A 25093-nucleotide genomic window follows, 5' to 3' on the forward strand; every position below is an offset into this window, starting at 1 on the left:
CGATCAGTGCCAGTCCGGGAACTCCAAATCTTCCTGCGGCGCCATGCGGACCGTGAGCGCCGAGCTCGCGCCGCCCGCAGCGGGGCGGATCTTGAGCTTCACGTCATACCCCCCGCAGGCCAGGTGCTCCGCTTCCGTCGTCGCCGCGGCGTCGCAGGCGTCGAAGGCCGCTTGCATCTCTGCATCCACGTCGCTCCCGGGCGTGCGGGGGACCGCATCCATGACGTGGTACCCGGGGGCGAGCGGCCCGCCGAAGAGGTTCGACCAGGCGCCGTCTTCGTCCATCTCGCTCTCGACGTACACGATCACGTGGTGCTCATCGACGCCGAGCCAGCTGCTCTCCGAGTCGGCATAAACCTCGCTCGGCGCCGCCACGATGATGCCGATGCCGACCCTGGTGTCCTCGAGGCCGACCTCGCTGAGATCGTTGAGCCCGCTCTCCGGAGGGGGCTCATGGATCGACAGCGTGAAGCTCGCAGGGAAGCTCCCGACCGCCGTCGCCCGGACGGGAAAGTTCTCGCTGCCGCTGCCGACCTGCTCGATGTTCCAGACCAGCACGGCGTCGACCGGCCCCGCCGGCGCCTCGTCGAGCTCATTGGCGATCGTGCCTCGCACCGTCAGCAGAGCCTCGCCGGGGTAGTCGGAGCCCACGTGGGGGTCGCCGCACGCGGCGAGCAGGAGCGGGAGCACAAAAGAGACGATCGAACGATGCTTCATGACACTTCTCCTTGAAAAAAGAACAACAAGCAACGGTGAACGAGCAAACCAGCCATCCGCGAGAGGGCGCAGCGCGCGCCCTCGCCGCCGTGGTGCGGTCGCGCCGCCCACGGAGCTCTCCTGGATGCGTGGCCTGGCGCCTGCCGTTCCGTGCAGCGCGGCGCCCCGGAGGAAGACCCGCCTTCGCTGGCCCCTTCGACCTGGAGAGACCGCAGGGGTCGCGGTTTGGGCACGGTCGATGTCGATTGTTCATTTTTACAGTACAAACAAACTTTTCTTCCTCCACCATCCAACCAAACCAGCTCGGGCCGACGCCGCTCGAGTTGCGCGAAGCTGGCTCAAGCCGCTCGCCGCGCGCCGCGCGCATCTCCTCCTGCACCCCCGTGAACGCCGGCGCCCGGCGCGCTCGCGGCGTGTGGCGCGTCGGTTGCTAACTCACGTCTCCAGCAGGCGCTCGAACGCAGACGGCGAGGCCGCGTGGAGGTCCCCGACCTACGCACGCCTGGCCGGAATCCTCCGGCCGATGCCCGCCCGACGACGCCCTGCCGACACGACTGAGAAAGGAGCCTTGCTGTCATGAACAAGATCGCCCTGCTGTTCGGAGGCTGTGTTGCGCTTGCGTCGATCGCGGCGGCCTCTCCCGCTCAGGCTGGCTGGACCAGCTATGTTTCGGAAGAAGACGTCCCCGCGTACTGTCCCGGCCTTGAGGCCGCCACCGGCTTCGCGTGCTGGGGGGATTACTGCGACGAGGTCGCGCTGCACTGCAACGGATTGCCCTCCTGGAGCTCTCTGGACATCTACAGCAGGTACTGGACGAGCTACTTCTCCGAGGAGGGGGACAGCGATCTCGGCGAGGTGGTGTGCTCGGACGGCCCGAGCGGCGGCAGCTGCGAGGCGTTCGAGCTCGGCGACAACGTGCGCTACTGCTTCGGCGGCCGCGGGAGCAAGGGCATCGTGACGGGCATCGACTGCGCGGACAGCTACTGCGACGAGATCTCGCTCGAGTGCACCAAACCCGCGGTCGGGCGCCTCACGGGCTGCTCCTGGTCGGACTGGCTGTCGGAGGAGGAGTGGTACGTACACTTCGGCACGAACCGGTTCATCACGGCGGTGGAGTGCAGCGGCGACTACTGCGACAACAAGCGGTTCTACGTCTGCTCGCTCGTCCAGTAGCGGCCCGGGCGCCGCGGCGCTCGCCGCGGGGTCGGCCCGGCGGCTCGTGCGTCGCGGGGCGTCGAGTTGTGATACTGCTCGTCTCCCCGGGGGGAGAAGGAAAGCACCATGTCGGAGTCGAAGCTCGCCGCGCCGCAGATGGTCGTCGACAGCCGTATGCTCTATTCGAGCTGGGTCCCAGCGGATCCGGCCGCCGCCGCGGCGCTCTTGCCGGACGGGATCAGGCCGGCGGAGAACAAGGCCATTTACATGAACCAGTACGTGGTCGACAAACCGGAGCAGACCTCCGGCTTCGGCGCCTATTCGCTCACCTACCTGGGGCTGGATCTCGCGGATCACACGACGCCCGACGGCGCGAGCCCGGCCCGGTTCTTCACGCACTACGTCAACTCCTCCGAGACGGTGCGCCGGTACGTGCGCGAGCGCGGCGTGCCGGCGTCGCCCGGGGCGACGACGCTCGAGCTGCACGGCAGAGAGCTCGTGGCGACCACCTCGGTCGACGGCGTGCCCATCATCCGGACGAGGGCGCTCGTCGGCAACAAGATCGGCGTGGTCGCGCGCGGCCACCTCGCTTACGTGACGAAGGTCGACGGGCGGCTCGTCGCCGGCAACTACCCCTATATCGCGGACATGGCCGACCCGTACGAGCTCCTCGCCGTCGAGTTCCTCGCGAAGGATCACCCGGTGTACGCGCTCCGGCCCGGGAGCCCGATCCAGGTGGTGAAGAGCGCCTCGTGGTACTCGCCCCGCAGCTCCTTCGTGTATCCGGGCGGAGAGCGGGACCTCTTCTGACGGCCCCGCCCCCGGCCGCCCTTCGCGCCGGCGCGGCGCTCGCCGCGGCCGGCGCGTGCCGGGGCTTCACCGGGACGCCAAGGCCGCCAGGAGAGCCAGGATTTTCTCTCCCTTTCGTCCTTGCGCCGGATGGCTCGACTTCACGTCGTCCGATCCGCTTCGTCCGAGCGCCAGAGCGCCGTCCCCTGTGAGCCCACCGACGCCATGGTGGGGCGAGCGGCCCTGTACCCATCCTGCCCGCGCCGGCGAGCGCGCGCGCACACACACCGAAGGGCGGGCGGCCAGGGTGGATTGGATGGGATCTCGCCAGAGCGCGCGGTCGTGAAGGAGGGAAGCCTGGAAGACCCATGAGCGCTTGGTCCTTGTTCGTCGCGCCGCGGGCGGCGGCGGAGGCCCGCGCGGCCCCGTCGTGCACAACGCGGCCCCGGGTACGTCGGTTGCTCCGAGCCGGTCCGCGGCCGGAGCCGGCCGCTCGTACAAGGGAGAGAACGAATGAATCGACTGATTCGACTCGGAGCACTCTCGGCCTTCCTGTCGCTCGTCCTCTGGGGCGGCAAGGATGTGGCGGCCGCTCCGATCCCCGCCGCGCTGAGCAGCAAGCAGCTCAAGGACCTGACGACCGCGGACGAAGACACCACGTGTCAATCGCTCACGCCGAACCTCGTGCTCACCAGGCAGGATACCTGCGAGTTCGTCGGGCTCCTGTGGTCCACGGTCGGGCAGGCGTGCACCGTCGTGAGGGACAAATGCCTGGCCGATGGCCAGCAGCCGGCGGCGCGAGCGGACGAGACGGCCACGCCGAGCTGTCTGCCGCCGGCCGAGTCGCGCGTCGGCTGCACCGCGACGGTGGCCGAGTACGAGGCGTGCATGCTGGCAAACGCCGAGAAGGTCCGAGCGCTCAGCTGCGATTCCGCGATGAGCGCGCTCGAGGCCCCCGTCGCGGCGTGTGACGTCATCGCGCAGAAATGCCCCGACCTCGGCAACACCGACGACGGCCAGGGCCAGGGCGAAGACCAGCCCTGACGCCGCCGCAAGGCGCGCCCCGCAGGACCCGCCCGCCTCGATCCGGCCGCGAGGCGCGCCGCGGCTACAGCGCTGCGCTCCCGATCTGCTGGATCGTCGCCTCCACCCGCAGCCGCTCTCGCTGCTCCGGTGACGACTGGATGAGCTCGTTCAGCTTGCTGTGGATGACATAGAGCTTTCCGTCCCGGAGCACGCCGGTCGTCGGATAGACGTCGCCGAGCCGCTCTACCGCGCGCAACCTCGCGGTGCTCCAGCCGTCCTCGCTCGACAGCGAGAACGCGGCGTTCGACGCGACGCCGGCGGCCTGGTTCGCGACGACCACGAGATCTTTTTTCCCCACCAGGGTCAGCCCGTCTCCGCCCACGAACCGCTCGGCGACATCGACCCTGGCGAACCGCGAGGGGTTCGCGAGGGGCACCTTGAACAAGGTGCCATCGCTCTTCTTGACGACCAGCAGATAGCCATCGGGGTGGACGACCACCCCGTTGAGGTTGATCCCCTCGCCGGTGAATTGCTCGTCTCGCAGGAAAACGGCCGCGTTCCCCTGCGGATCGACCTTGTAGAGGGTCGGCGAGAAGCTGTCGGTCACGTAGGCGTTGCCGGCCGAGTCCAGGGCGATGCCGTTCACGAGGTGAGCGCCGGGGGACAGCGGCGCGAGATCCACGTAGTGGATGGCCTTGCCCGTGGAGAGATCGTAGACGCCCACGGCGGCCAGGTTCTTTGGCCCCGCGGAAGACGGCTTGATGCTCGCGCCGAGATCGGAGCTCACCGCCCAGAGCCGCCCCCGCTCGACGTCCACGGCGATGCCGAGCACCGAGCAGAGGCGTGGATCGTCGACGACACGGGAGACGCCGCCATCGCCGTCCACCGCGTAGATCGCGCCCTCCCTGAACGAGCTCACAAGGAATTTGCCTCTGCTGCTGTCGAATTCGATCGTCTCCGGATACAGCGCTGGCCTGTGGACGGTGATGGGCTGTCCCGTGCGCTCCAGGGTGACGACCTCCGCGCGCGCGCAGCCGGCGGCCGTCAGCCCGATCGTCGCAACCGCGCACAGCGCCCGGGCGGTCAACCCCGCACGCGCCGCGCGCGCAGCCGTGCGCCGCGCGCGAGGCGTCCTGTTCATGATCGACATGTCAGCTCCTGTTCTGCCGAGGCATCGCCTCAGTTTATTTCGGGAAATTCACAGGGAGGCGGGGAGACGGGGAGGAAAAATTCTCAAATACTCCCTGTCTCCCCGCCTTTCTGTTCAATTTCCCCGCCGAAAAACGGCGGCAAATGAGGGGGATTCCTTGGCCTGTTCTGGACAGGCCCGTGCGGTGTGCGGAGCGCGCTACCGAGGCGCGCTGCCGGACGCCCGCGGGCGCCTCTCCCACGTTGTCCAATCGTCGACGAATCGCTCTTCGATCCAGGCCTTCGCGGCGCGCGCGTGCCTCAGCTCCTGGCGCAGCTCGAGCACCCGCACGGCAGCCTGGGTGTCCGCGCGCTGCGCGTCGGGGAGGAGCAGCGCTTCCTCGAGCCGCGCCTCGATCTCCCGCTCACGGCGCGCGAGCTCGGCCATCTGCTCGCTCGCCGCGGCTGCGTCGGGCGGCGATGTTGTCGCGTCGAGGGCAGCGCCGCGATCCCGGGCGAGCGCACCGCCCGCGCCTGTCGCGAGCAGCGGCGGCCGCGCGCGCGCCACCTGGACGCTCAGGCTTGCAGCCGCAATGCCGGCCGCGGCGAGGCTGGCGATGGCCCGCCGCCGGCCCCGAGGGCTCGGCGTGGAGCGCGCCCGGCTCCCCGCATCCAGGAGGCGCCTGACGCGCGGAAGGAGCGCGCCCGCCGAACGCGCCATGGCCGGGACCAGCGCGCGCCGCGGGGCGAGCGACGCGCCCGACGCGACCTGGACCAGCGCGCGCGCCAGACCAAGGGGATCCCCCGTGAGCTCGACGGCGCGATCGTCGCAGGCGAGCTCCGCTGTCTGGCGGAAGCGGGACGACGCCAAGTGGACGAGCGGATGCACCCACAGGACCGACTGCACGAGGCCAGCGGCCGGAAACCACAGCCCGTCGCGGCGCTCGATATGCGCCAGCTCGTGCGCGAATACGGCGTCGACCTCGGCGTCGGTGAGGGCGGCGAGCCTCGCCAGCGGAATGCAGATCTCGGAGGCTCCGATGACGAGCGGGCTGCCGACACCGGCGCTCTCGGTCAGCGCGACCGGGCGCATTCCGATCCGGGCGCGCAGCCGATCGAGCCGCTGGAGCAGCCGCGCGTCCTGCACCGACCTGCGCCCGCGGAGCCCACGCCACAGCAGCAGCGCCGACGAGGCGAACCGCAGCAGCCCCAGCGCGGCCGCTCCGGCCGTACACGCGGCGAGCAGGTTCCACACGTGGCCTCCCCCGGCGGGCCACGCCGGTGAGCCGGCGCCGGCGCTCTCCCTGGTTGAGCCGCTGATCTCTCGTGCGGCATCGAGGACCGCCGGCGCGGGGGCGTCCTCGAGCGACAGGACGGCGATCTCTCCAGGAGATGCCGTGTCTCCGGGCGCGCGCTCGAAGGCCCATGACATCGCCGCCGCGAGCAGCAGTGTCGCGAGCGGACCGAACAGCGCCATCTTCCAGAGCAGGTGTCGCGTGGAGGACGAGAGGGATCTCCTGCGAGCCACGAGCGCCGCCGCCCCGGTCCACACCGCGACATGGACCGAACAGGTGAGCAGCAGCGCCAGCCAGAGGGCCGCCATGCCGGGCCAGGCGCCCGGCCCCGCGAGCAGGTGGAGCGCCAGGATCACGCGCCTTTCTCCTTGATCAGCCGCTGCATCTCCTCGAGCTCTTCAGGGCTGAGCTGCTCCGACTCCAGGAGCTGCGCGGTGAGGGCCGAGGCCCTGCCGCCGAAGAACGAGCGCAGCACGCGGTGGAGAACGCCCCTGGCCGCCTCCTTCTGATCGACCGACGCGCGGTACACGAACTGCCTGCCAGACCTCTTGCGCTCCACCCACCCCTGCTGGCTGAGCCGCTGCAGCAAGGTCGCCACCGTCGTGGGAGCGAGCTCCCGCCCGTCCTCCGCCATCGCCGAGACGACGTCCCCGACGGAGCCTTCCCCGACGGCCCAGAGGGCCTTCATCACCGCGAGCTGCAGATCGGTCAGCGCTTCGGTTCCCACGACGACAAGTGTCGTTCATGAGCGGCCGCCCGTCAACTACAAATGTAGTCGCGTGAGCTCCGGGGCGGCGGCCGGCGGGATCCCGGGGCCGGGTCGGGCCGCGGGCTACGCCGGCAGCTCCTCGAACTGAGGGAGGGCGTCGGTGATCTGATGCCAGGGCGCCTTCGAGCCGACGTAGATGTGGTGATCGGGCTTCTTCGCCGGCGCGCCGTCGAGCGTGCCGAGCTGCACGTGCGCGAACCGCTGCTCGCGGACGACGTCGTACACGGGCGAGAAGCATTGCTTGCAGACGCAGCGGTACCCGTCCTCGGACTCGCCGACCCGGAGCAAGTGCTCCCGCCCCGCGGTGACGCGGAGCCTGTCGATCTCGATCCCGCCGATGGCGGCGCAGGCGGCGCCGGTGCGCCTCCGGCACCTCGAGCAATGGCAGTAAAAGGCGTAGCCGAACGCGTCGTCGACCTCGAAGCGCACGGCACCGCAGTAACAAGCTCCGTTCAACATGGCCCGTCTTCTCCCTCGAGCGCGGCGCCTCGGAGCGCCGCTCCGGCCTCCCTCGAACGCAGCGCCTGGGAGCGCCGCTCCGGCCCTCGCGCCCCCTCACCCGTCGGGGAACGGGATGAACTCGATGTCGTCGCCCGGCACCTTGGGAAAGAGCCCTGCCTTCCAGTCCTGCTTCGCGCGCTCGATGCGCTCCGGCGAGCTCGAGACGAAGTTCCACAGGATGTGACGGTCGCCTTCGAGCGCGGCGCCGCCGAGGAGCATCACGCGGCTCTGCGAGAGCGCGTGGAGCTCCGGCTGCGCTCCCGCACGGAACACGAGCATCGTCCCCTCGCCGAAGCGCTGGCCCTCGCAGCCGACCGACCCGTCGATCACGTAGGCCGCGCGCGCCGCGTGCTCCTCGGGCAGCGGGAGCGTCGCGCCCGGGTCGAGCTCCGCGTGGACGTAGAGCGTCGGCGACAGGACGCCGACCGGCGAGCGCGCGCCGTAGGCCTCCCCCGCGATCACGCGCAGCACGGCGCCTTCCCGGGTGACGACGGGGATCGTCGCCGCCGGGTGGTGCTCGAAGCGGGGCGCGTCCTCCTCGTGCTCGATCGGCAGCGCGAGCCAGCATTGGACGCCGTGGAGGCGCGTCTCGCGCGCCAGGTCGCCGCGCTCGGAGTGGACGATGCCGCGCCCGGCGACCATCCAGTTGACGTCGCCCGGCCGGATCGGCTGCGCCGTGCCGAGGCTGTCGCGGTGGTGGATCTCCCCCTCGAACAGGTACGTCAGCGTCGCGAGCCCGATGTGCGGGTGCGGGCGCACCGAGATGCCCTGTCCCACGGCGAAGCGCGCAGGGCCCATGTGGTCGAAGAAGACGAACGGGCCGACGAGCCGGCGGCGGACCGACGGCAGCACGCGCCGCACGGAGAAGCCGCCCAGATCGCGGGCGCGCGCGTCGATGACGAGCTCGATCGCGTTCGCGGGCGAGTCCACGCAGGCGGGTTCATGGTCGGCGTAACGGCTCATCGGGGGCTCCTTCGCGGCGCTGGGCGGGGGTGCGCGGGGCGTCGCCTCGGTCCAGCGATCGCTACCCTAACCCAAGACGAGCTCCGGATGTGTAGCGGCTCGTCACCCACGCGTCACCCCGGGCCAGCGCCTGGCAGGCCGCACCGCGCGCCCACCTCGGCCGCCGTCGCGCTGCTCGAGTGCTACGCCGCGCTTGTGCAGGTTTGAAAACAGGCAGAGTCCGCTGCCGTCGAAGAAGAGAATCTTGATGCTGGTCCGCCGCTTGCCGATGAACGCGAACAGCGCTCCGCAGCGCGCCTCATACCCCACACGCTCGCGAATCAGCCCCGAGAGCCGCTCGAAGCCGTAGCGCATGTCCACCGGCTCCAGCGCGACGAACACCTGCACGCCGGCCGGGATCATCGCGCGCCTCCGCCGAGGGCCCGGACCACGTCGGCCAGCAGCGCGGCGTCGAAGCCCGCTGCCACGCGCACGCGCGCGCCACCGACCTCGACGACGAGCTCCGAAGCGCTGCTCGTCACGGCGGGCGCCTTCGGCACCAGCCGCAGAAAGCGCGGCCGCTCGGTCCGCGACAGCCGGCTCGACCAGCCGTGCAGCGTCGAGGCCGCAAATCCGCGGCTCCGTGCGAACGCCTCCGCCGTTTCACCGCTCTCGCGCCACGCCCGAACGCGCTCGGACCACATCACTTCGGTCGCCTTCGTCCTTGTCATGCACGCCATCATGAACTGGACAGCGCGGCCAGGGGGAGACGGCGCTTCGTGCAGCGCTTACGAACATTCTCCCCATCGGCCTCTCCTCCTCGTAGTGGGTTCGTTCACAACGCCCACGAGCGCACGGAGAGGCCGACCTGCAAGCTTTACGTTCAAGTACTTGGAATTGCTGGCGTTCCCGAATCAGGATCGGCTATTTAGCGATCCGAGCGGGCTTCGGGGATGCGGTCGGCTGCTGGACCGTGACTCGAAGGGACCGGTCAGCCGCGACGGCTGGCATCACCTGCTGCCGCCCCTGGCTGTCGACCAGGTTGCTCGTGCCGCTGGGGTAGTTACATGAACGACATAGGCCAAGGACCTCAATGAACCGCGGGGGCGGCGCTCTCTGAAGGAAGTGAAGTCGGTTCGGCGTCGGTCTGGGACGCCGAACCTTGAAGCTTGTCGAGCTTGTCCAGGATCGAAGCGGTTAGGGCCGAGGCGTCAGGACCCTTTTGGGCCGCAGGCTGCTCGACCTTGTCCAACTGGTCGATGTCCGAGATGAGGGCCTTGGCGTCCTTGATGGCCTGGAGGCGGACGAACGTCGGGCCCTCGTTGATCACCGCGACGGTGACCCCCAGGAGCACCTCAAGACGCTGCCTGGCTGTCAGGCCCTCAAGGTTGATAGGCGTGGACGTCAGGGGAGCACGCTTCTTCCGTACGATGGGCGTCTCGTCCTCCTCGCCCTCGTACTGGGAGATGGGGACGACGGGGGCACCCGGCATGCAGACATGCTTGTGCTTGCCGACGATGTTATGGTCCGAAAGCCATACTTCCGGGCAGTACGCCGGTAGGAAAGCCCGTTGCGAATCGTCCGCTCGATCTCAAGGCGATCGGGGTGACTGCAAATAGCACAAGCCATGTACGTCAAGATGTATGACGTATGAAATCGAACAACCAGGCAATTACAGCGTACCTGCGTCAAGATTTCACGCAGAAGAGACGAGAAGAAGGGCGTTGAACAGCCTGGCAGGCTCGTCCTTGACGTGGCCAGGGGCCGGACTCCACGTGTGCTCCTCGGGGGGAGCACATGAGGCGGCTGCGGTGCGTGCTGGGTCTGCTGGGAGTTGCGGGGATGGCGACGACGATGGGATGTGGAGCATCGCCAGAGGTGGATGAGCCTGGAGAGCCGGTTGAGGAAGCTGAGATGGCCGCGTCCTACAGCGAGTGAGTTGCTGCCTGTAGGAACGGCCAGCTCGCGATGGAGCAGTTTTGCCGGGGGTTACCTGACCCACGCATGAGAGCGACATGCTGGTTGGCTGCAAAAGGGGGCATGATCGCCTGCATCAACTGGTGCAACTGGCATTTCGGGGATTAGCGGAGGGCTGCCGCTTGACCAGTCCCAGGAACCAGCGGCAAGCTGCGTCCCATGGTCCCCATAGATGACCCCATCGCGGAACGTCGCCTCACCGTCGTTGACGACCCCGGCCGCTCCGTAACTGTGACGATCGGCCGGCCTGTGGAGGCGCAGCCCGGAGAATGGGCGTGCCCGTTCACCATCGTCGGCATCCCCGAGCCTCGGTCGGATCGAGGTCTCGGCGTCGATGGCGTTTCAGCCGTGCTCAACGCCCTCCATGCCATCCGGTATGCGCTCGAAGCTTCTGGGGTTCGCGTTTCTTGGGAGGGAGGGGAGCCGGGGGATACGGGCTTCCCGAAGCTGATGCACTACGCTTTCGGGTTCGCGTTCTCCCAGAGGATGGAGCAGCTCATCGACGAGGAGATCCAGACGCTCGTGGATGAGAGGAAGGCGAGCGGGGGGCAGGGACCTGCGGGCTGACGGCCTGCTCGAACGGCCCCGGCATCCCCTGATTGCTCACGCCCGCTTGCAGCTCCACGTGCACAAGGGGGAGCTACGCTCTCCGAAACAGCCGGGAGATAGCTATGAAGCTGACGTCAATCGTTGCGCTCAGTCTGGGCACCTTCCTTACGTTCGCAGCGTGCGTTGGTGCACCTGTGGATGACACCAACGTGAACGGTGACGTCGAAATGTACGAGGAGACGGCGCAGGCGCTATGCGAACATGGTTCCGGATATTACTGTGTCGGCAAGGTTCTTCTGACGTGGCAGCAGAAAACAAATGGTGGCTGTAAGGTCATTTCCGAGCAGGTATGTCTTCTGGGGTGTGTAAATGCCGGACCCGGCAAACACGACTATTGCGCCCAGCACGCTGGCGACTGAGCTCACTGACGGGTCCCATGGGAGAGCCAGTGCTCGGTGCGGTCGGTGTGACCGCGGATGTCGATCGTCGGGTCTCGGATGAGGGCCGGGATCACTGGATCATGAAGTAGACAATCCCATCGAGCACCTGGAGATATCCGTGGCTGGCCCCCTCGTCGTCACCCTTGTCCTCCGTGGACTTGAGCGCCTCCTCCAGCGCAGCACGCGGTACGCGGATGCTCAGGACACGGATCTGGTGACGGCACCTCTTCCGGCCATGCATCAGCTCAAGTTTGGTCCACTCGCCCGGATGGATCCTGACGCCGAGCCGCACGAGCCCAACGCCGCTTTCGAGGGGGTCCTGCTTCCGCAGCGCCGACCGCTTGGCCCAGACCTTCTCCTGCTCGATGGCGTCGCGAACCTCTCCCACGGTGGCGTAGCGCGACAGCTCGGGGATGCGCTCCACCAGGTCGGGCGGGGTCTGAACCTTGGCACCGAGGCCCCCAAGACGTTTGGGATCGTGGAAGCTTTCGAGGACGGCCTCGAGCGCGGGGTCCCGCTCGGCCCGTTCGAACAGCGGGCTCGTCTCGACGGCGTCGGCGACAGCCCTGGGGGCGGTCACCTTCGCGATCACCTTCTCGGGGTCGGCCTCGCGAACGAGCTCCAGGAGGCCCGTGAAGCTCGCGCTCAGGACGCGATGAGCCGACCATCACGCCCGTGACCGACACCCGCTCACCGTCGCGATGGCCATCAGCCAGCCCGAGCGAGAGAGCATCAACCAGTTTGACTTTCAACACCGAACGATGGCCATCGCTCTCCTTGACCGCAACCGCGCACGCCCTCGATGGCCATCAAGCTGCCTGCTCGGCGGACCATCGGCCAGCCTGAGCGTCAACACCTGTGCCCCCGCGGAGGCGCGCATCCGCGAGATGGCGCGGCGGCTGCAGGAAACACTGAACATCGGGTTTCCGCTGCTCGTCGGCCAGATAGCGAAACTTGGTTCTATCAACATGACATTTCCTGCACATCGGCCTGAGCTATTGCCTCTCGATGTCCCGAGCCGTGATGTGCTCCTCGAGCGAGCAAATCACGAGTTCTCGCAGGTCGCCAACCCCTATCTGGATATGGCGCTCGCGCATGCGGGCCACGATGCGGAGCGCTGGGCATATTTCTTGAAAAAGGCTCGCGTAATTCACACGCCAGTCGAGAGCAGGTCCCTGGAGCGGCTCGAAGAGGTACGGCCTCGCGCCTGGAAGTCACTCGGCGGGGGCATGGCGTCCGGCCCTGGGGCCGTGTCCTGGGGCGACGGCCGCATCGATGTCTTCGCCCGTGGCCCGGCCGACGCGCTCATGCACAGATGGTACAAGGGAGCGTGGCGCCCGTGAGGGGCTACGTGGACGAGGCCCCCGGGCTACGTGGACGAGGCCCCCGGGCTATGGCGGATTGGTCCGAGTCTGCTCAAGTTGAGCAGGTTCGGCGCAAGCAACACCTGGCTTGCCGGGCACTTTCCCCGGAATCTCACGCCTCTCCAGGAGGCCTCGAGCGCAGGCTCCCGTCTTGCTCTGTCCGCGCCCACCTGAAGCGAGAGAGCAAATTCATGCGAACGTTGAAGATCCCGGCGGTGATGCTCGGCACCTGGCTGGCCGCGGCCAGCGCGGGCTGCGAGAACGGCGCCGAGGAGCCGAAGCCTGGGCCCACGGACCCGAGCACCACGAGCGGCGGTGGGCACGGCGGCGAGGGCCAGGGCGGCGACGGCGCCGGGGGCGGCGACGGCGCCGGGGGCGGCGACGGCGCCGGGGGCGGCGGTCAGGGCGGCGACGGCGGCCAGGGCGGCGCCGGCGCGCAAGGCGTAACCGCCCGACCAACGCCATCGTGATCAGCCCGTCGGGGCCGGTTACCAGTTCCCATCGCGACGAAGGAGGAAGCGATGGCGACGAGGGTGGAGTGGGCCGAGCGGGTGGAGCGATGGGAGCGCAGCGGGCTGAGCGCCGAGAAGTTCGCGCGGCGCGAAGGGTACAAGCCGAAGCAGCTGTACTGGTGGCGCTGGAAGCTGCGAGCTGACCAGCCCTCGCCGTCGTCGTTGACCGAAGCGCCGCGCTTTCTGCCGGTCCACGTGGTGACGGACGCATCGGTCGTCGCGCCGGAGCCGATCGAGATTGCGCTGCCCAACGGGCGGGTGGTGCGGGTCCGGCCGGGCTTCGACCCGGCCACGCTCGAGCGGGTCCTGGCGCTCGCGGCCGAGGAGACGCCGTGCTGACGCTGCCGCCGTCGGTGCGCGTGTACATCGCAGCCGAGCCCACGGACCTGCGCAAGAGCTTTGATGGGCTGTCGGCCTTGGTCTCTCAGCGCTTCGGAGCCGATCCGATCTGTGGGCATCTGTTCGTGTTCAGGAATCGGCGAGGTGACCAGATGCGCGTCTTGTTCTGGGACCGCACTGGCTACATGATCGTGGCGAAGAAATTGGCCCGCGGGCGATTCCATCTCGCCCGCGACCTGCCCAAGGGGACCACCCACGTTGAGGTCGATGCGGCCGAGCTGTCGCTGATGCTCGAAGGGTTCGACCTGTCCGAGGCCGTGCGGCGCAAGCGCTGGAGGCCCAGCGTGAGAAAAATTGCTCCGTCGAAGCAAAGCTTGATGGATGCGCGGGGGATAGCTATCCCCCGCGCCACGTGACCAGTCCTCTTCAGTCCCAGGCACAACTGCCCGCCGATCTGGCGGATGTGCGGCGCAAGCTCGAGCAGCTGGCGGCCGCCGGGCAGCTTCCGGAGCTCATCGACCTGGTGCTCGGGCTGCTGGTCCAGCTACGCGACAAGAACACCGCGCTCTCGGCGAGGCTCGCGAGCGCGCTGCGCGAGCTGTACGGCCGCAAGAGCCAGCAGGTCTCGACCGAGCAGCTGATGCTGATGTTCGCCGAGCTCGGGGCGGAAGCGCCGCCGGGGGCGGCGGGCTCGGAGCCCGGCGCGGACGCTCCGCCGCAGCCGGAGCAGGGGCTGGTGCCGCAACCCCCTGAGCCGCCGAAGCCGCCGCGAGGACGGGGCGGGCGCGCGCCACTTCCCGAGCACCTGCCGCGTGAGACGCGCATGGTGCCCGTCCCCGAGGCGGAGCGGACGTGCCCACAGTGCGGCGCGGACAAGAAGTGCATTGGCCATCGCACGAGCGAAGTGCTCGAGTTCGTGCCGGCGCAGTTCAAGATCATCGAGGAGAAGCGGGAGAAGCTCGCCTGCCCGCGTTGCCCCGAGCAGGGCGTAACGACGGCGGACAGCGAGAAGGTGATGGACCGAGGGCGCCCAGGACCGGGGCTGCTCGCCAGCATCCTTGTCGAGAAGTTCGAGGACTCGATGCCGCTGTACCGGCAGACGCAGCAGTACGCGCGCTTCGGCGTGTCGCTGTCGCCGTCGACGCTGGGAGACTGGTCCGCGTTCGCGCTCGATGTGCTCGCTCCCGTGGCCGAGAGGCTCGGGGAGCGGGTGCTGGACTCGTTCTATCTGCGCGCCGACGACACGGGGATGCGGGTGCTGGATCGAGATCATCCGTCGGGGGTGAAGCGAGGCCATATCTGGGCCTTTGTCGGCGCGGATCTCGTCGCGTTCCTGTACGCACCGGACTGGAAGGCGAAGCATCCAGCCGCGCTGCTGCAGGGCTTCACCGGCTACTTGCAGGGCGATGGATACGCGGGCTATGGCGCGATGCTCCGCGGAGGCGACGACGGCGAGATGATCGTGCCCGAGGAGCGTCGGCTCGGCTGCGGGATGCACATCCGCGCCAAGTTCGAGAAGGCGGCCAAGGGCGGCGACGCGCGAGCGGCGGTAGCGCTCTCGTACTTCAAGGCCATCTACCGAATCGAGGCGACCTGCAAAGATGAGGCGCTGTCCACGGAGGCGCGCCTGGCGCACCGGCAGGAGCGGTCGCTCCTCGTTGTGGACGAGCTGTATCAGTGGATTCACGAGCTGCACCTGCGGCTCGTGCCAGGCACACCGCTCTACATGGCTACCCAGTATGCCATCAACCAGGAGGCAGCGTGGCGGCGCTGCTTCACGGATGGACGCTTTGAGATAGACAACGGCGAGGTCGAGCGGCAGCTAAGACGTGTAGCCCTCGGAAGAAAGAACTACTTGTTCGCGGGCTCCGATAAGGGCGCTCAGCGCCTGGCCATCGGCTACACGATCTTCGGCTCGTGTCGAATGCACGGAGTCAACCCGCTCGCCTGGGCGACAGACGTCATCGGCAAGCTGCAGGCGGGCTGGCCGCGCGACCGGCTGGACGAGTTGCTGCCCGACGCATGGGCGAGATCGTCGCGCGCTGCTCCGAGCGCCGGCGACGCCGGCGCGACCTGAACAACGCGAACTTCGGCCGGCGACGCAGGCGGAGGCCACCTCGGCGGGCCCCCCGTGCAGAACCGCCTGTGCCCGCGCCGAGTCGTGGACCGACGCCGCCCCGCGCCCAGCATCGTCGACCCCGGTGAGAGCCGCAAGGGGCCGTGCCCATGGCGATGGCCGGGTGGTTACCGCAAGGCGGCGCCGGCGCGCAAGGCGGCGATGGGGCCGGCGGGCAGGGGGGCGGCGGAGGGCCCAGCACCTTCTGCCAGCCGGGCGCCCCGGCGCCTTGCTACACCGGCCCGGCCGGCACCGAGGGCGTGGGCGCCTGCGCGGCGGGCACCATGATCTGCGACGCGCTGGGCTCGGGCTATGGCCCGTGCACCGGCGAGGTCCTCCCCGCCGCCGAGTCGTGCGACACGGTCACGGACGACGATTGCGACGGGCAGGTCAACGAGGAGGGCGCGGGGTGCGTCTGCGTCCCGGGCTCGACCGCGCCGTGTTATGGCGGCCCCGCGGGCACCGAGGGCGTGGGCGCTTGCCACGCGGGCACGCAGACCTGCAACGCGCTGGGGACGGGCTATGGGGCCTGCACGGGCGAGGTGCTGCCCTCGGCCGAGGCGTGCACGAGCGCCGCGGACGACGATTGCGACGGCCGGGCGAACGAGGAGGGCGCGGGGTGCGTCTGCGTCCCGGGGTCGACCGTGCCGTGCTACCAGGGCCCGGCGGGGACCGAGGGCGTGGGCGTCTGCCAGGCGGGCGTGCGCACCTGCAACGCGCAAGGCACGAGCTATGGCTGGTGCACCGGCCAGCAGGTGCCTGACGAGGTGGAGTGGTGCACGAGCCCCCAGGACGAGAACTGCGACGGGCTGGTCAACCCCGCCTGCGCGCCGGTGACGCTGGCGGCGGGGAGCGCGCACTCGCTGGCCCTGCGCTCCGACGGCACGGTCTGGGGCTGGGGCGACAACGCCGATTACCAGATCAGCGCCTACCAGAGCGCCGGGCTGTATCCGGATCCGTTCTTCGTCGACGGGCTGAGCGGCGTGACCGACGTGGCTGCGGGCCTGGCGCACTCGCTGGCCCTGCTCGCGGACGGCACCGTCCGGGCCTGGGGCACCAACACCAGCGGCCAGCTCGGGACCATGACGACCCTTCCCGATCTCGTCGTGGTGCCCGGCCTCGACCAGGTGATCGACGTGGCGGCGGGGCAATATCACTCGCTGGCGCTGCGGTCGGACGGCACCGTGTGGGCCTGGGGCGATAGCTCCGTCGGCCAGCTCGGGGACGGCTTGCTGGGCTGGCGCGCGACCCCGGCGCCCGTGCCCGGCCTGAGCGGCGTGGTCGCCATTGCGGCGGGCGACCTCCACTCGCTGGCCGTGCTCGCCGACGGCACGGTGTGGGCCTGGGGCGAGGGCTCCGAGGGGCAGCTCGGCGACGGCGCGTCGGCCGACAGCGCGGTCCCGGTGCCCGTCTCCGGGCTCGACGGGGCGATCGCGGTGGCCGCGGGGACCTGGCACTCGCTGGCGCTGCGGTCGGACGGCACCGTGCGGGCCTGGGGCGAGGGCTCCGAGGGGCAGCTCGGCCAGGGCGCCAAGGCCAGCAGCCCGGTGCCGGTGCCCGTCGCGAGCCTCGACGGCGTGACCGCGATCGCCGCGGGGAGGTGGCACTCGCTGGCGCTGCGCTCGGACGGCACCGCCCGGGCCTGGGGGAGCAACGCGAGCGGGCAGCTCGGCAACCCGACGTATCCTCCGTGGTCGCAGCCGCAGGCCGCCCCGGTGCCCGTGCTCCTCGACCAGATCACCGCCATCGCCGCGGGCGACGCGCACGCGCTGGCGCTGCGCGCGGACGGGACCCGCTGGGCCTGGGGCGACAACGACAGCGGGCAGCTCGGCGACCACCACACCGGGTCGTCCGTGGGGGTCCCGGTGGAGGTGTGGCCGTACTGGTGAGCGCGGCCGCCGTTCCGTTCCCGGCGCTGCGCGCGGGCGCGTAATCGACCGCTTCAGGCCTATTCTGCGCCTGATCCCCAGCGCGCCAAACGTCGAACGGGAGGCCCGCCAGCGTGTGCTGGTCCTCGTCGAGGCTCGGCCGCTCTGCGTCAGCTCGGCCGCTCGAGGAGGGCCTGGAGCTTGAAAGTGGCGTCCACCGTGGTCGGGTGATCCGCGCCGAGCTCCCTGCTCAGCTCGGCGATGGCTCTGCGCGCCGTGTCGGCAGCGTTGCCACCGGTAACGCCTGGCAGGGCGCTCTGCACGGAGCCTCGCGCGCCCACCTCGGCCGCCGTGGCGCGGCGATCGACGCGCGGGCGGGGCGCTTCACGGCGGCGTGGCGATACCCTAGCCTGGCCGTGGATGTCCGCCGCGCCACGAGCGCCACTAAGGAAAGAAGGACCATGGCCGTCACCTCTGGCTTCGACCTCACGAGCGAGCGCTTCTTCGCCGATCCCTTCCCGACGCTCGATCGGCTCCGCACCGAGGCGCCTGTCTACTTCTTCGAGCCGCTCCAGTGCTTCCTCATCACCGCTCCTGCCGATATCGAGGGGCTCGTGAAGGACCCGAGCTTCACCGCGCGGCGGGCGACGGCGATCCTCGGCAGCCTGGGCATGCTCGGCGAGGACGATCTCTCGAAGAAAACATTCGACTCCTTGTCGCGGCTCGCCTTCTTTCAGGACCCGCCGCGCCACACGAAGCTTCGACAGCTCATCATGAAAGGGTTCTCGCCGTCGGCCGTCGAGTGGATGCGCCCGCGGGTCGTGGGGCTCGTGCAGCGCGCCGCCGAGAAGGCGCGGCGCGACGGCGAGATGGATGTCGTCTCGGCGTTCTCCGAGGCGGTCGCGCTCAACACGCTCGCCGAGATGTTCGTGATACCCGAGGCCGATCGGCCGCAGTTCATGAGATGGTCGACGGACCTCCTGAAGCTCGCCGGCGGCGGGGTCACCTCCGACGAGCAGAAGCGGGCGGTGAAGCAGAGCTGCTGCGACATGGTCGACTACATGATGCGGCTCGTCGAGGAGCGCCGGAAGGCGCCGGGCGAAGACGTCGCGAGCAGGTTCATCGAGGCAGAAGGCGGAGACACCGAGCTCGCGGGCGAGGCGGCCCTGCAATGCTTCCAGATGGTCGCCGCGGGGTTCGTGACCTCCGTGAACCAGATCGCGAACACCGTGCTCGCGCTCCTCAACCACCCCGCCGAGCTCGCGAAGCTCCGGGAGGCGCCAGGCCTCGTCCGCGGCGCGGTCGAGGAGAGCCTGCGCTTCGAGCCGTCCGTGCTCTCCCTCAGCCGCATGTGCGCGAGGGACACGGAGATCCGGGGCACCAGGGTCTCCGAGGGGCAGTTCGTCTTCGCGATGATCGCCGCGGCGAACCGCGATCCCGGGCTGTTCGCCGAGCCGGACCGCTTCGATATCACCCGGCAGCAGAGCCGGCATTTGACCTTCGGGAGCGGCGCTCATTACTGCCCGGGCGCCCCGCTCATCCGGATGGAAGTGGAGGAGTCGGTGCGCGCCCTGCTCTCGCTGCCGCGCTGGGAGCTCGCCGAACCGACGTTGAGCTACGCCGGCTCGAACCTGCAGGACCGCGGGCCGAGCTCGCTGCGCGTTCGCTTCCCCGCAGCCTGAAGCGGGCGGACTCGACCCGTCTCCACGATCCCCGCGGGACCGAGCTGCCGCTCTGCCCGGCGATATCCGCGCTCATTGGGCATCGGATCGCGACATCCTCGGCGTTTCGCGCCGGCACCCCGCGGCGCTGATCGAGGCGCCAGAAGAGCTCGAAGCCGGGGGAGACGGTCGCTGACTTGTCCACGGTACGCAGCACACTTGAGCGGGTCGAAACGCTTCACAGAAATGAGCCGACGCGCAATTTCGGTCGGACACCATAACCAAAAGTAGGACTATTGGCCACATTTGGCCAGGCCTACCAAACGGCTGAGTACATTCAATCGACCGACCGAAAATTCTCACCAAAACGAATCGAATCTGGCGATTTCTGTCGGTTGACGCCAAGCGGACGGCATCACTAGCGTGACTGGATGCGTCGCATCGCGATTCACTCTCGATTGTTCTTGCGCTCGGGGTCGCGACAGCACCCACGCGCCCGGCCAGCGCGGACGATGTTCAAGCACGGCGACGGTCCGCGACGAATGCGGCTGCTTCTCACCGTAGGCATCCTCTCCACCGTCGGCGCGGGCGCCCTCTCCGGGTGCGCTTACGACGATAGCTGCTACGACGAACGCCTCTGCCTCACACCACCGAAGTCTCTCTGTGACGGCGACCCAGCCACGGCGATGGCGCTCGAGGAATGCGGGGTGTTCGTCAGCGAGCAGGGCGACGACAACAGCGCCGGTACGAAGGGCGCGCCGGTGAAGACCTTGCAACATGCGATCGGCCTCGCCACACACGGACGAGGCCACGGCGAGCCGCCGACCCGACGCGTATACGCGTGCGGTGGCGCGTTCGAGGAGGCGATCACGCTGCCCTCGGGTGTCGACCTGTGGGGCGGGCGTCTCTGCGAACTTGGCGACGATTGGTCGTATGATGGGTCGTTCGGCGGACCGAATCACCCGACGATCATCGCTCCGCCGATGGGGATCCCGCTGCGGGTGATCACGGGAGAAGCACAGGGCGCGACGTCAACGGTCTTCGGCGTGCACGTCGAGGCAGCGGATGCGTCCGCGGACGATGGCAAGTCGTCGATCGCGATGATCGTGAGCCCTGGGGCTAGGGCGACAGTGCGGGCGAGCGCGCTCGTCGCAGGCAACGGCAAGGACGGGGAGCCAGGAGATGACGCTCTTAGCGTCCGGGCAAAGGACGGCCTGGAGGGGAACGACGGCGCGTCCGCCTGCACTGCGGACTCCGCGACGGGGGCGCTGCCAGTCGTGACCGCGTGCGACGACGGCATCGAGTCCACTGGAGGCTACGGGGGCGACGGTGGGCTAGAGTCGGGGGCCGATGGCGCTCCGGGGCAGCCGGCGCCCATGGGGAATGATGACGATTGGGGCCGCGCAGGGCTCGGCGCGGACATGACGAGATGCAGCGAAGGGAAACGTGGCGCAACGGGTGCTGACGGTGGTCGCGCTGGCGGAGCGGCTGGCATAGGGTACCTCACCGAAGACGGTTGGATTGGCATTCGCGGAGAGGACGGGAAGAAGGGCGGCATAGGTCAAGGAGGTGGCGGTGGCGGCGGCAGTAGCTCGCTCGGCCCGATGGCGGCGTGTCCAGCTGACCGCCCTCAGGCCGGTGCGGCTGGCGGCTCAGGGGGCAGTGGCGGCTGCGGTGGCCTTGGGGGCAAAGGCGGCGGCTACGGCGGGTCGAGCATCGGCGTTGTTGCGCTGCAGGGGAGCGCGGTGACGCTCGGGGCGACTCGGGTGACTACCGGCAACGGCGGCAACGGCGGGGTCGGCGGAACGGGCCAACCTGGCGGCGGCGGTGGAGCGGGTGGCAATGGTGGAAAGCGCCCTCCGGGTGACAGTGAGATGTGGCCCGCGTGCGACGGGGGAGCAGGAGGCGACGGCGGACGCGGCGGTGATGCCGGCGGCGGCCTCGGGGGGTCCTCCTATGGCATCGCAGCTCACAGCGCCTACGTGGCCTTCGGGCCGGACGTCCCTGTACAGTTCGGAGGCTACGGCAAGGGTGGCCTCGCAGGCAATGCAGTACCTGGTTTCGACGTGGGGAAGGGCGAGAACGGCGACTCCATGCCTTATCGTCAATTCGATGTGCCCAATCCCGAACCGCCCCGTTGAATGGCCGCCCCACGTCCGACAAACCATCGAGGAAGAACGATGCGAACCACACGAGTGACCTATCTGTCCCCTGCGCTGCTGCTCGTCGTGGCCGGCTGCGGCACCGCACCGGGCCCCAACGAGCCTGGCGGAACGGCGTGCGACGGCAGCTCATCGTGTCAAGACGAACCGCCGTCAGAGTCGTTCTGTCTCGAGCGTCTCGCCGCCGATGTCTGGGAAGATGGCTGCGGCGTGTTCGTGGGCGGTGTCTGGGGCAGCGGCGACGACGCGAACCCCGGAACGACGAAAGACAAGCCGGTCCGCACGCTGCAGCGCGGCGTTGAGCTCGCGCGTACCGGCCGAGGGCGTGTGTTCGCATGCGCCGATGGGTTCTTCGGGCCCCTGACGCTGCCTTCCGGCGTGGATCTCATCGGTGGGTTCGGTTGCGTGAGCTGGAGGCGTCAGCCCGACACGCGCTCCGTCCTTCAGCGTTCGGGTGAGAGCGACATCCTCCTGACCGTCGTACCGGCGAGCGACGGAGACACGGGCGCCGCGGACGGGGTATCGACGATCATCGACATGCGTCTGTGGGCGAGCAGGCGGATCGGGATGCTTCTCCGCTCCAACACGGCCGTGGAGCTCCTCCGGAGCGAGCTTAGCTCGTCTGGTGGAGGGGAAGGCCAAGATGGCAAGCAATGGTCCGGGCTGAATGAGGCAGCGGCAGGACCTGATGGGCAGTATGGGCGAGACGCCTGCTCGGCGACCACCGTCGCCGGCGGCCCGGCGGTGGTGAATCCGTGCGACGGCGGAATCCCGAGCATCGGCGGGAAGGGAGGGGACGGGCTTCCCGACGGCGCTGGCGACGGGGACGACGGGCAACCGAACGCGACATCAGACCCGATCGACGGACGTGGAGGCGACGGGGATGTCCCAGGGATCAACTGCGAGCCGGGGTTCTACGGGATCTACGGCGCCTCGGGTACGGTCGGAGCAGCCGGCGAGGGCATCGGGCGCATAGGCGAGACGGGATGGGAGGGCGATTGGGCAGGCGACGGCAGCAGGGGCATGCCGGGCCAAGGCGGCGGCGGAGGGGGCGGCCGTCGAGGGGGGCTCTCCGCGTGCGGCAAGGCCTCCAAGGGAGGCGCCGCCGGCGGCTCTGGAGCCGCCGGCGGGTGTGGCGGTCGAGGCGGCCGAGGGGGCGAGAACGGTTACCCGACGATCGGGATCGTTGCGCTCCACGCCAAGCTGACGGTGCGCGACAGCATGATCACGACGGAGGCCGGGGGGCCTGGCGGCGACGGTGGGCCGCCCGAGCAAGGAGGCGAAGGCGGTCGAGGAGCGCCGGGCGGCGCCGTGGGGGACGGCACGTGGTCCTGTGAAGGGGGCAACGGCGGCCGAGGAGGCGACGGCGGCTACGGCGGCCCCGGGCGCGGCGGCGACTCGATCGGCATCGCCTACCTCGACGAGGACCAGCTCACACTCGAGGGGGTCACGTACGCCCTCGGACCGCCGGGAAAGGGCGGCGTGAGCTGGGATTGGTCTGGCGACGAGATCACGGGGGAGGACGGGAACTCCGTCAAGACGCTTCGGTTTCCGGAGTAGGAACAGCGCCCGGCGTCACGACTGGCTTGCAGACGTCTTGGCTAAGCGCGGGCGCCGACGGAGGACAGGACCCGCTCGAGCTCGATGGGATCGATCGGCTTCGTCATGTGCAGATCGAACCCCGCCTCCCGCGCGCGGCGGCGATCGTCCGCGTGGCCGTACCCGGTCTGAGCGATGAGGTAGGCCCGCGCCGTGGCGGGATCGGCGCGCAGCGCCCGCGCGAGGGCATACCCATCCATCCCCGGCAATCCGAGGTCGCAGAGCACCACGTCGGGCGCGAGCGTGCGCCCCATGGCGAGCCCCGCGGGGCCCGTGTACGCGACCTCGGCCTGATACCCGAGGAGGGCCAGCAACTGCTTGAGGATGTCCGCCGTGTCGTGGTTGTCCTCGACCACGAGCACCCGGAGCGACCCCTCCCGCGACGCGGTCGCGGGCCGGACGGGCTCCTGCCGCCGGGTGGAACGAGCTGGCGCGGTGCAGAGCGGCAACCGGACGCGGAAGGTCGATCCGCGCCCTGGGCCCTCGCTGTGGGCCTCGACGGATCCGCCGTGCATCGCGATCAGGCTGTGCACGAGCGAGAGCCCGAGGCCGAGGCCGCCGCGCCGTCGATCGAGGCTGCTGTCGGCCTGGCTGAAGGTCTCGAAGACGCGCGGGATCATCGATGGATCCATGCCGATCCCCGAATCGTCCACCACGATCACCGCGATGTTCGTCGCCGGATCCGTCTCCAGGGAGGCGACCACGCGGCCCCCCGCGTCCGTGAATTTGAGCGCGTTGTGCAGGAGGTTGCCGATGACCTGCGCGAGGCGCGTTTGATCGCCTGACGTCCAGACCGGCTCGTCCGGCAGGGAGACCAGAAGCTCGATGCCGTTGCCCCCGAAGACCGGCGCATAGTCGTCCGTGACCTGACGGACGATCCGCGCGAGATCACAGGGCTCTCTTCGCAGCTCGATCTTGCCCTGGGCGACCCGCGACACGTCGAGCAGATCGTCGATCATCCGGGCCATGTGCGCCACCTGGCGCGCGATCATCTCGCGCGTCCGGGCGGCCTCGGGCGCGTCGCTGCCGGTGATGTCGAGGACCTGAATGGCCGTGCGAATGGGCGCGAGCGGATTGCGCAGCTCGTGGGCGAGCATCACCAGGAACTCGTCCTTGCGGCGATCGGCCTCCCGGAGGGCCCGCTCGCTCTCGAGCAGCGCCTGCTCGGCCCGCTTTCGTTCGGTCACCTCCTGCACCACGACGTTGATGCCGAGCATCGTACCCGCCTCGTCGCGCACGGGGTGGACGCTGACCAGCCAATCGTGGTCCCCCTCGGGCCGCGCGACCCGGAGCTCGCAGTTCGTCACCTCCTGCCCCGTCTCGAGGGCACGCTCGCAGAGGTCCTTGAAAGGCGTCGCCTCGGGGATGAACTCGCCGAGCGCGCGGCCGAGGTGCTCGGAGATGGGCCGGCCGGTGATGCGCGCGAGCGTCTCGTTGACGCTCACGTACCGGAGATCCCGGTCGAGGAAGCAGAGGCCGACGGGGGCCGTCGAGTACACGTTCTGCAGGAGCGCGAGGTGGCGCTGCGCGGCCTGCTCGCTCGCCCGCAAGCTCCGGCAGAGGCGATTGCGTTCGAGGACGGCCGCCACCTGCACGCTCAGCGTCTGCATGAGCGAGAGCTCGTCGGCGTTCATGTGCGAGCGCTTGCTGGTGGCGAAGGCCAGGGTCCCGAGCAGCCGGTCGTGCGAGATGAGCGGATATCCCGCATAGGCCTGCACGCCCGCCTTCTTCAGCTCCGACCCGCATTCGAGGGTCGAGCGCTGGAGATCGAAGGCGATGAGGGGCATCCGGGTCGCCGCCACGGTCCCGCACATGAACTGGCCGAACCTGATCGTCCGATATCGCTGCTCGTCCTCGGGCGAGATGCCCGCGGCCGACTCGAGGACGAGGGTGTTCGGCTCGTCGCCGATCATGTAATTGAAGTAGAGCTCGACGCCGAGGTCGCTCGCCAGCTCCTCGAAGAGGGATCCGAGGAGCGCCGAAGGCTCGTCGCAGAGGACGAGCCGACTCGCGGCTTTTGCCAGGATCCTCAGGTGCGCGTGTCCGGCTCGCGCCTGCCCGGGCGTCTCGGCCGCAAGAGCGAATTTCGCGTTGGGCGGCACGTGTACCCATCGGCGGCGCCGAGGGCTTCCTCGAGCCACCCCCCTTTGCCTTCACCGTGCAGTGTACTGCTCGGCAGGCACG

The 25093-nt window shown here is 69.4% G+C and carries 25 protein-coding genes; 14 read left to right on the top strand and 11 right to left on the bottom strand.

Going from position 1 to position 25093, the window contains the following annotated elements; translation table 11 throughout:
- Positions 1-3: 3 nt before the first annotated feature.
- Positions 4-717 carry a hypothetical protein gene (locus WMF22_RS35635; protein WP_437294413.1) on the bottom strand — a complete coding sequence of 238 codons (714 nt, stop codon included), beginning with the start codon at positions 715-717 and terminating at the stop codon, positions 4-6.
- Positions 718-1293: 576 nt separating this feature from the next.
- Between WMF22_RS35635 and WMF22_RS35640 the strand changes: the two genes are divergently transcribed.
- The 3 genes from WMF22_RS35640 to WMF22_RS35650 all read left to right on the top strand — a co-directional run bounded on the left by WMF22_RS35640 (position 1294) and on the right by WMF22_RS35650 (position 3705).
- Positions 1294-1890 carry a hypothetical protein gene (locus WMF22_RS35640; protein WP_438032641.1) on the top strand — a complete coding sequence of 199 codons (597 nt, stop codon included), beginning with the start codon at positions 1294-1296 and terminating at the stop codon, positions 1888-1890.
- 108 nt (positions 1891-1998) lie between these two features.
- Positions 1999-2682: a hypothetical protein gene (locus tag WMF22_RS35645; RefSeq protein ID WP_437294415.1), complete on the top strand. Its 684-nt coding sequence runs from the start codon at positions 1999-2001 to the stop codon at positions 2680-2682.
- Between the two features lie 492 nt (positions 2683-3174).
- Entirely contained in the window at positions 3175-3705 is a 531-nt protein-coding gene (locus WMF22_RS35650; protein WP_437294416.1) for a hypothetical protein, read from the top strand.
- A 64-nt stretch (positions 3706-3769) separates the two neighbouring features.
- On the opposite strand, the gene WMF22_RS35655 is transcribed toward WMF22_RS35650, so the two are convergent.
- The 8 genes from WMF22_RS35655 to WMF22_RS35690 all read right to left on the bottom strand — a co-directional run bounded on the left by WMF22_RS35655 (position 3770) and on the right by WMF22_RS35690 (position 9814).
- Entirely contained in the window at positions 3770-4837 is a 1068-nt protein-coding gene (locus WMF22_RS35655) for a hypothetical protein (protein ID WP_438032642.1), read from the bottom strand.
- A 198-nt stretch (positions 4838-5035) separates the two neighbouring features.
- Positions 5036-6466: a M56 family metallopeptidase gene (locus tag WMF22_RS35660; RefSeq protein ID WP_438032643.1), complete on the bottom strand. Its 1431-nt coding sequence runs from the start codon at positions 6464-6466 to the stop codon at positions 5036-5038.
- The gene (locus WMF22_RS35665; protein ID WP_012239228.1) at positions 6463-6837 is read right to left on the bottom strand and encodes a BlaI/MecI/CopY family transcriptional regulator; all 375 of its coding nucleotides are present in this window, start codon (positions 6835-6837) and stop codon (positions 6463-6465) included. Before WMF22_RS35665 ends, WMF22_RS35660 begins: the two co-directional genes overlap by 4 nt.
- A gap of 105 nt (positions 6838-6942) precedes the next feature.
- The gene (locus WMF22_RS35670) at positions 6943-7338 is read right to left on the bottom strand and encodes a GFA family protein (RefSeq protein ID WP_438032644.1); all 396 of its coding nucleotides are present in this window, start codon (positions 7336-7338) and stop codon (positions 6943-6945) included.
- 96 nt (positions 7339-7434) lie between these two features.
- Positions 7435-8343: a pirin family protein gene (locus WMF22_RS35675; RefSeq protein ID WP_438032645.1), complete on the bottom strand. Its 909-nt coding sequence runs from the start codon at positions 8341-8343 to the stop codon at positions 7435-7437.
- Between the two features lie 102 nt (positions 8344-8445).
- Positions 8446-8745 carry an IS66 family insertion sequence element accessory protein TnpB gene (gene tnpB / locus WMF22_RS35680; protein ID WP_437294421.1) on the bottom strand — a complete coding sequence of 100 codons (300 nt, stop codon included), beginning with the start codon at positions 8743-8745 and terminating at the stop codon, positions 8446-8448.
- The gene (gene tnpA, locus WMF22_RS35685) at positions 8742-9053 is read right to left on the bottom strand and encodes an IS66 family insertion sequence element accessory protein TnpA (RefSeq protein ID WP_437294422.1); all 312 of its coding nucleotides are present in this window, start codon (positions 9051-9053) and stop codon (positions 8742-8744) included. Before tnpA (WMF22_RS35685) ends, tnpB (WMF22_RS35680) begins: the two co-directional genes overlap by 4 nt.
- A 359-nt stretch (positions 9054-9412) precedes the next feature.
- A complete protein-coding gene (locus tag WMF22_RS35690) occupies positions 9413-9814 on the bottom strand; it encodes a hypothetical protein (protein WP_438032646.1) in 402 nt (133 codons plus the stop codon).
- 644 nt (positions 9815-10458) lie between these two features.
- Between WMF22_RS35690 and WMF22_RS35695 the strand changes: the two genes are divergently transcribed.
- Positions 10459-10866, top strand: coding sequence for a DUF6968 family protein (locus tag WMF22_RS35695; protein WP_438032647.1), 408 nt, complete (start codon positions 10459-10461; stop codon positions 10864-10866).
- Between the two features lie 104 nt (positions 10867-10970).
- Positions 10971-11267, top strand: coding sequence for a hypothetical protein (locus tag WMF22_RS35700; RefSeq protein ID WP_438032648.1), 297 nt, complete (start codon positions 10971-10973; stop codon positions 11265-11267).
- A 91-nt stretch (positions 11268-11358) separates the two neighbouring features.
- Here WMF22_RS35700 and WMF22_RS35705 read toward each other — a convergent pair whose 3' ends face one another.
- Positions 11359-11880, bottom strand: coding sequence for a hypothetical protein (locus WMF22_RS35705; protein ID WP_438032649.1), 522 nt, complete (start codon positions 11878-11880; stop codon positions 11359-11361).
- A gap of 109 nt (positions 11881-11989) precedes the next feature.
- On the opposite strand from WMF22_RS35705, the gene WMF22_RS35710 reads away from it, so the two are divergent.
- From WMF22_RS35710 to WMF22_RS35750, 9 genes are all read left to right on the top strand, one after another.
- Positions 11990-12631, top strand: coding sequence for a hypothetical protein (locus tag WMF22_RS35710; protein WP_438032650.1), 642 nt, complete (start codon positions 11990-11992; stop codon positions 12629-12631).
- Positions 12632-12843: 212 nt separating this feature from the next.
- Positions 12844-13122, top strand: a complete 279-nt coding sequence (locus WMF22_RS35715) for a hypothetical protein (RefSeq protein ID WP_438032651.1) — start codon at positions 12844-12846, stop codon at positions 13120-13122.
- 51 nt (positions 13123-13173) lie between these two features.
- Positions 13174-13503, top strand: coding sequence for an IS66 family insertion sequence element accessory protein TnpA (gene tnpA / locus WMF22_RS35720; RefSeq protein ID WP_437294489.1), 330 nt, complete (start codon positions 13174-13176; stop codon positions 13501-13503).
- Positions 13497-13919 carry an IS66 family insertion sequence element accessory protein TnpB gene (gene tnpB, locus WMF22_RS35725; RefSeq protein ID WP_437294488.1) on the top strand — a complete coding sequence of 141 codons (423 nt, stop codon included), beginning with the start codon at positions 13497-13499 and terminating at the stop codon, positions 13917-13919. The genes tnpA (WMF22_RS35720) and tnpB (WMF22_RS35725) overlap by 7 nt, the downstream gene beginning before the upstream one ends.
- The gene (gene tnpC, locus WMF22_RS35730; protein WP_438032196.1) at positions 13916-15580 is read left to right on the top strand and encodes an IS66 family transposase; all 1665 of its coding nucleotides are present in this window, start codon (positions 13916-13918) and stop codon (positions 15578-15580) included. Before tnpB (WMF22_RS35725) ends, tnpC begins: the two co-directional genes overlap by 4 nt.
- Before the next feature lie 149 nt (positions 15581-15729).
- Entirely contained in the window at positions 15730-17508 is a 1779-nt protein-coding gene (locus tag WMF22_RS35735) for an RCC1 domain-containing protein (protein ID WP_438032652.1), read from the top strand.
- 440 nt (positions 17509-17948) lie between these two features.
- Positions 17949-19169, top strand: coding sequence for a cytochrome P450 (locus tag WMF22_RS35740; RefSeq protein WP_438032653.1), 1221 nt, complete (start codon positions 17949-17951; stop codon positions 19167-19169).
- A 491-nt stretch (positions 19170-19660) separates the two neighbouring features.
- Complete coding sequence (locus WMF22_RS35745) at positions 19661-21289, top strand: hypothetical protein (protein ID WP_437294430.1); 1629 nt, start codon at positions 19661-19663, stop codon at positions 21287-21289.
- A gap of 39 nt (positions 21290-21328) precedes the next feature.
- Positions 21329-22870: a hypothetical protein gene (locus WMF22_RS35750; RefSeq protein ID WP_437294431.1), complete on the top strand. Its 1542-nt coding sequence runs from the start codon at positions 21329-21331 to the stop codon at positions 22868-22870.
- Positions 22871-22911: 41 nt separating this feature from the next.
- Here WMF22_RS35750 and WMF22_RS35755 read toward each other — a convergent pair whose 3' ends face one another.
- Positions 22912-25011, bottom strand: a complete 2100-nt coding sequence (locus WMF22_RS35755) for an ATP-binding protein (protein ID WP_437294432.1) — start codon at positions 25009-25011, stop codon at positions 22912-22914.
- Positions 25012-25093 lie beyond the last annotated feature (82 nt).

It is taken from the genome of Sorangium sp. So ce204 (assembly GCF_051526795.1).
Taxonomy (GTDB): domain Bacteria; phylum Myxococcota_A; class Polyangia; order Polyangiales; family Polyangiaceae; genus Sorangium; species Sorangium cellulosum_B.

What these genes read in the sequence shown, in the direction of transcription:
- WMF22_RS35635 (WP_437294413.1), bottom strand. Translation starts at nt 717, where the DNA reads ATGAAGCATCGTTCGATCGTCTCTTTTGTGCTCCCGCTCCTGCTCGCC.
- WMF22_RS35750 (WP_437294431.1), top strand. Translation starts at nt 21,329, where the DNA reads ATGCGAACCACACGAGTGACCTATCTGTCCCCTGCGCTGCTGCTCGTC.
- WMF22_RS35645 (WP_437294415.1), top strand. Translation starts at nt 1,999, where the DNA reads ATGTCGGAGTCGAAGCTCGCCGCGCCGCAGATGGTCGTCGACAGCCGT.
- WMF22_RS35655 (WP_438032642.1), bottom strand. Translation starts at nt 4,837, where the DNA reads ATGTCGATCATGAACAGGACGCCTCGCGCGCGGCGCACGGCTGCGCGC.
- tnpB (WP_437294421.1), bottom strand. Translation starts at nt 8,745, where the DNA reads ATGATCCCGGCCGGCGTGCAGGTGTTCGTCGCGCTGGAGCCGGTGGAC.
- WMF22_RS35650 (WP_437294416.1), top strand. Translation starts at nt 3,175, where the DNA reads ATGAATCGACTGATTCGACTCGGAGCACTCTCGGCCTTCCTGTCGCTC.
- WMF22_RS35735 (WP_438032652.1), top strand. Translation starts at nt 15,730, where the DNA reads ATGGCGATGGCCGGGTGGTTACCGCAAGGCGGCGCCGGCGCGCAAGGC.
- WMF22_RS35695 (WP_438032647.1), top strand. Translation starts at nt 10,459, where the DNA reads ATGGTCCCCATAGATGACCCCATCGCGGAACGTCGCCTCACCGTCGTT.
- WMF22_RS35745 (WP_437294430.1), top strand. Translation starts at nt 19,661, where the DNA reads ATGTTCAAGCACGGCGACGGTCCGCGACGAATGCGGCTGCTTCTCACC.
- WMF22_RS35690 (WP_438032646.1), bottom strand. Translation starts at nt 9,814, where the DNA reads ATGCCGGGTGCCCCCGTCGTCCCCATCTCCCAGTACGAGGGCGAGGAG.
- WMF22_RS35715 (WP_438032651.1), top strand. Translation starts at nt 12,844, where the DNA reads ATGCGAACGTTGAAGATCCCGGCGGTGATGCTCGGCACCTGGCTGGCC.
- WMF22_RS35740 (WP_438032653.1), top strand. Translation starts at nt 17,949, where the DNA reads ATGGCCGTCACCTCTGGCTTCGACCTCACGAGCGAGCGCTTCTTCGCC.
- WMF22_RS35675 (WP_438032645.1), bottom strand. Translation starts at nt 8,343, where the DNA reads ATGAGCCGTTACGCCGACCATGAACCCGCCTGCGTGGACTCGCCCGCG.
- tnpA (WP_437294422.1), bottom strand. Translation starts at nt 9,053, where the DNA reads ATGACAAGGACGAAGGCGACCGAAGTGATGTGGTCCGAGCGCGTTCGG.
- tnpA (WP_437294489.1), top strand. Translation starts at nt 13,174, where the DNA reads ATGGCGACGAGGGTGGAGTGGGCCGAGCGGGTGGAGCGATGGGAGCGC.
- WMF22_RS35710 (WP_438032650.1), top strand. Translation starts at nt 11,990, where the DNA reads ATGGCCATCAGCCAGCCCGAGCGAGAGAGCATCAACCAGTTTGACTTT.
- WMF22_RS35700 (WP_438032648.1), top strand. Translation starts at nt 10,971, where the DNA reads ATGAAGCTGACGTCAATCGTTGCGCTCAGTCTGGGCACCTTCCTTACG.
- WMF22_RS35640 (WP_438032641.1), top strand. Translation starts at nt 1,294, where the DNA reads ATGAACAAGATCGCCCTGCTGTTCGGAGGCTGTGTTGCGCTTGCGTCG.
- WMF22_RS35670 (WP_438032644.1), bottom strand. Translation starts at nt 7,338, where the DNA reads ATGTTGAACGGAGCTTGTTACTGCGGTGCCGTGCGCTTCGAGGTCGAC.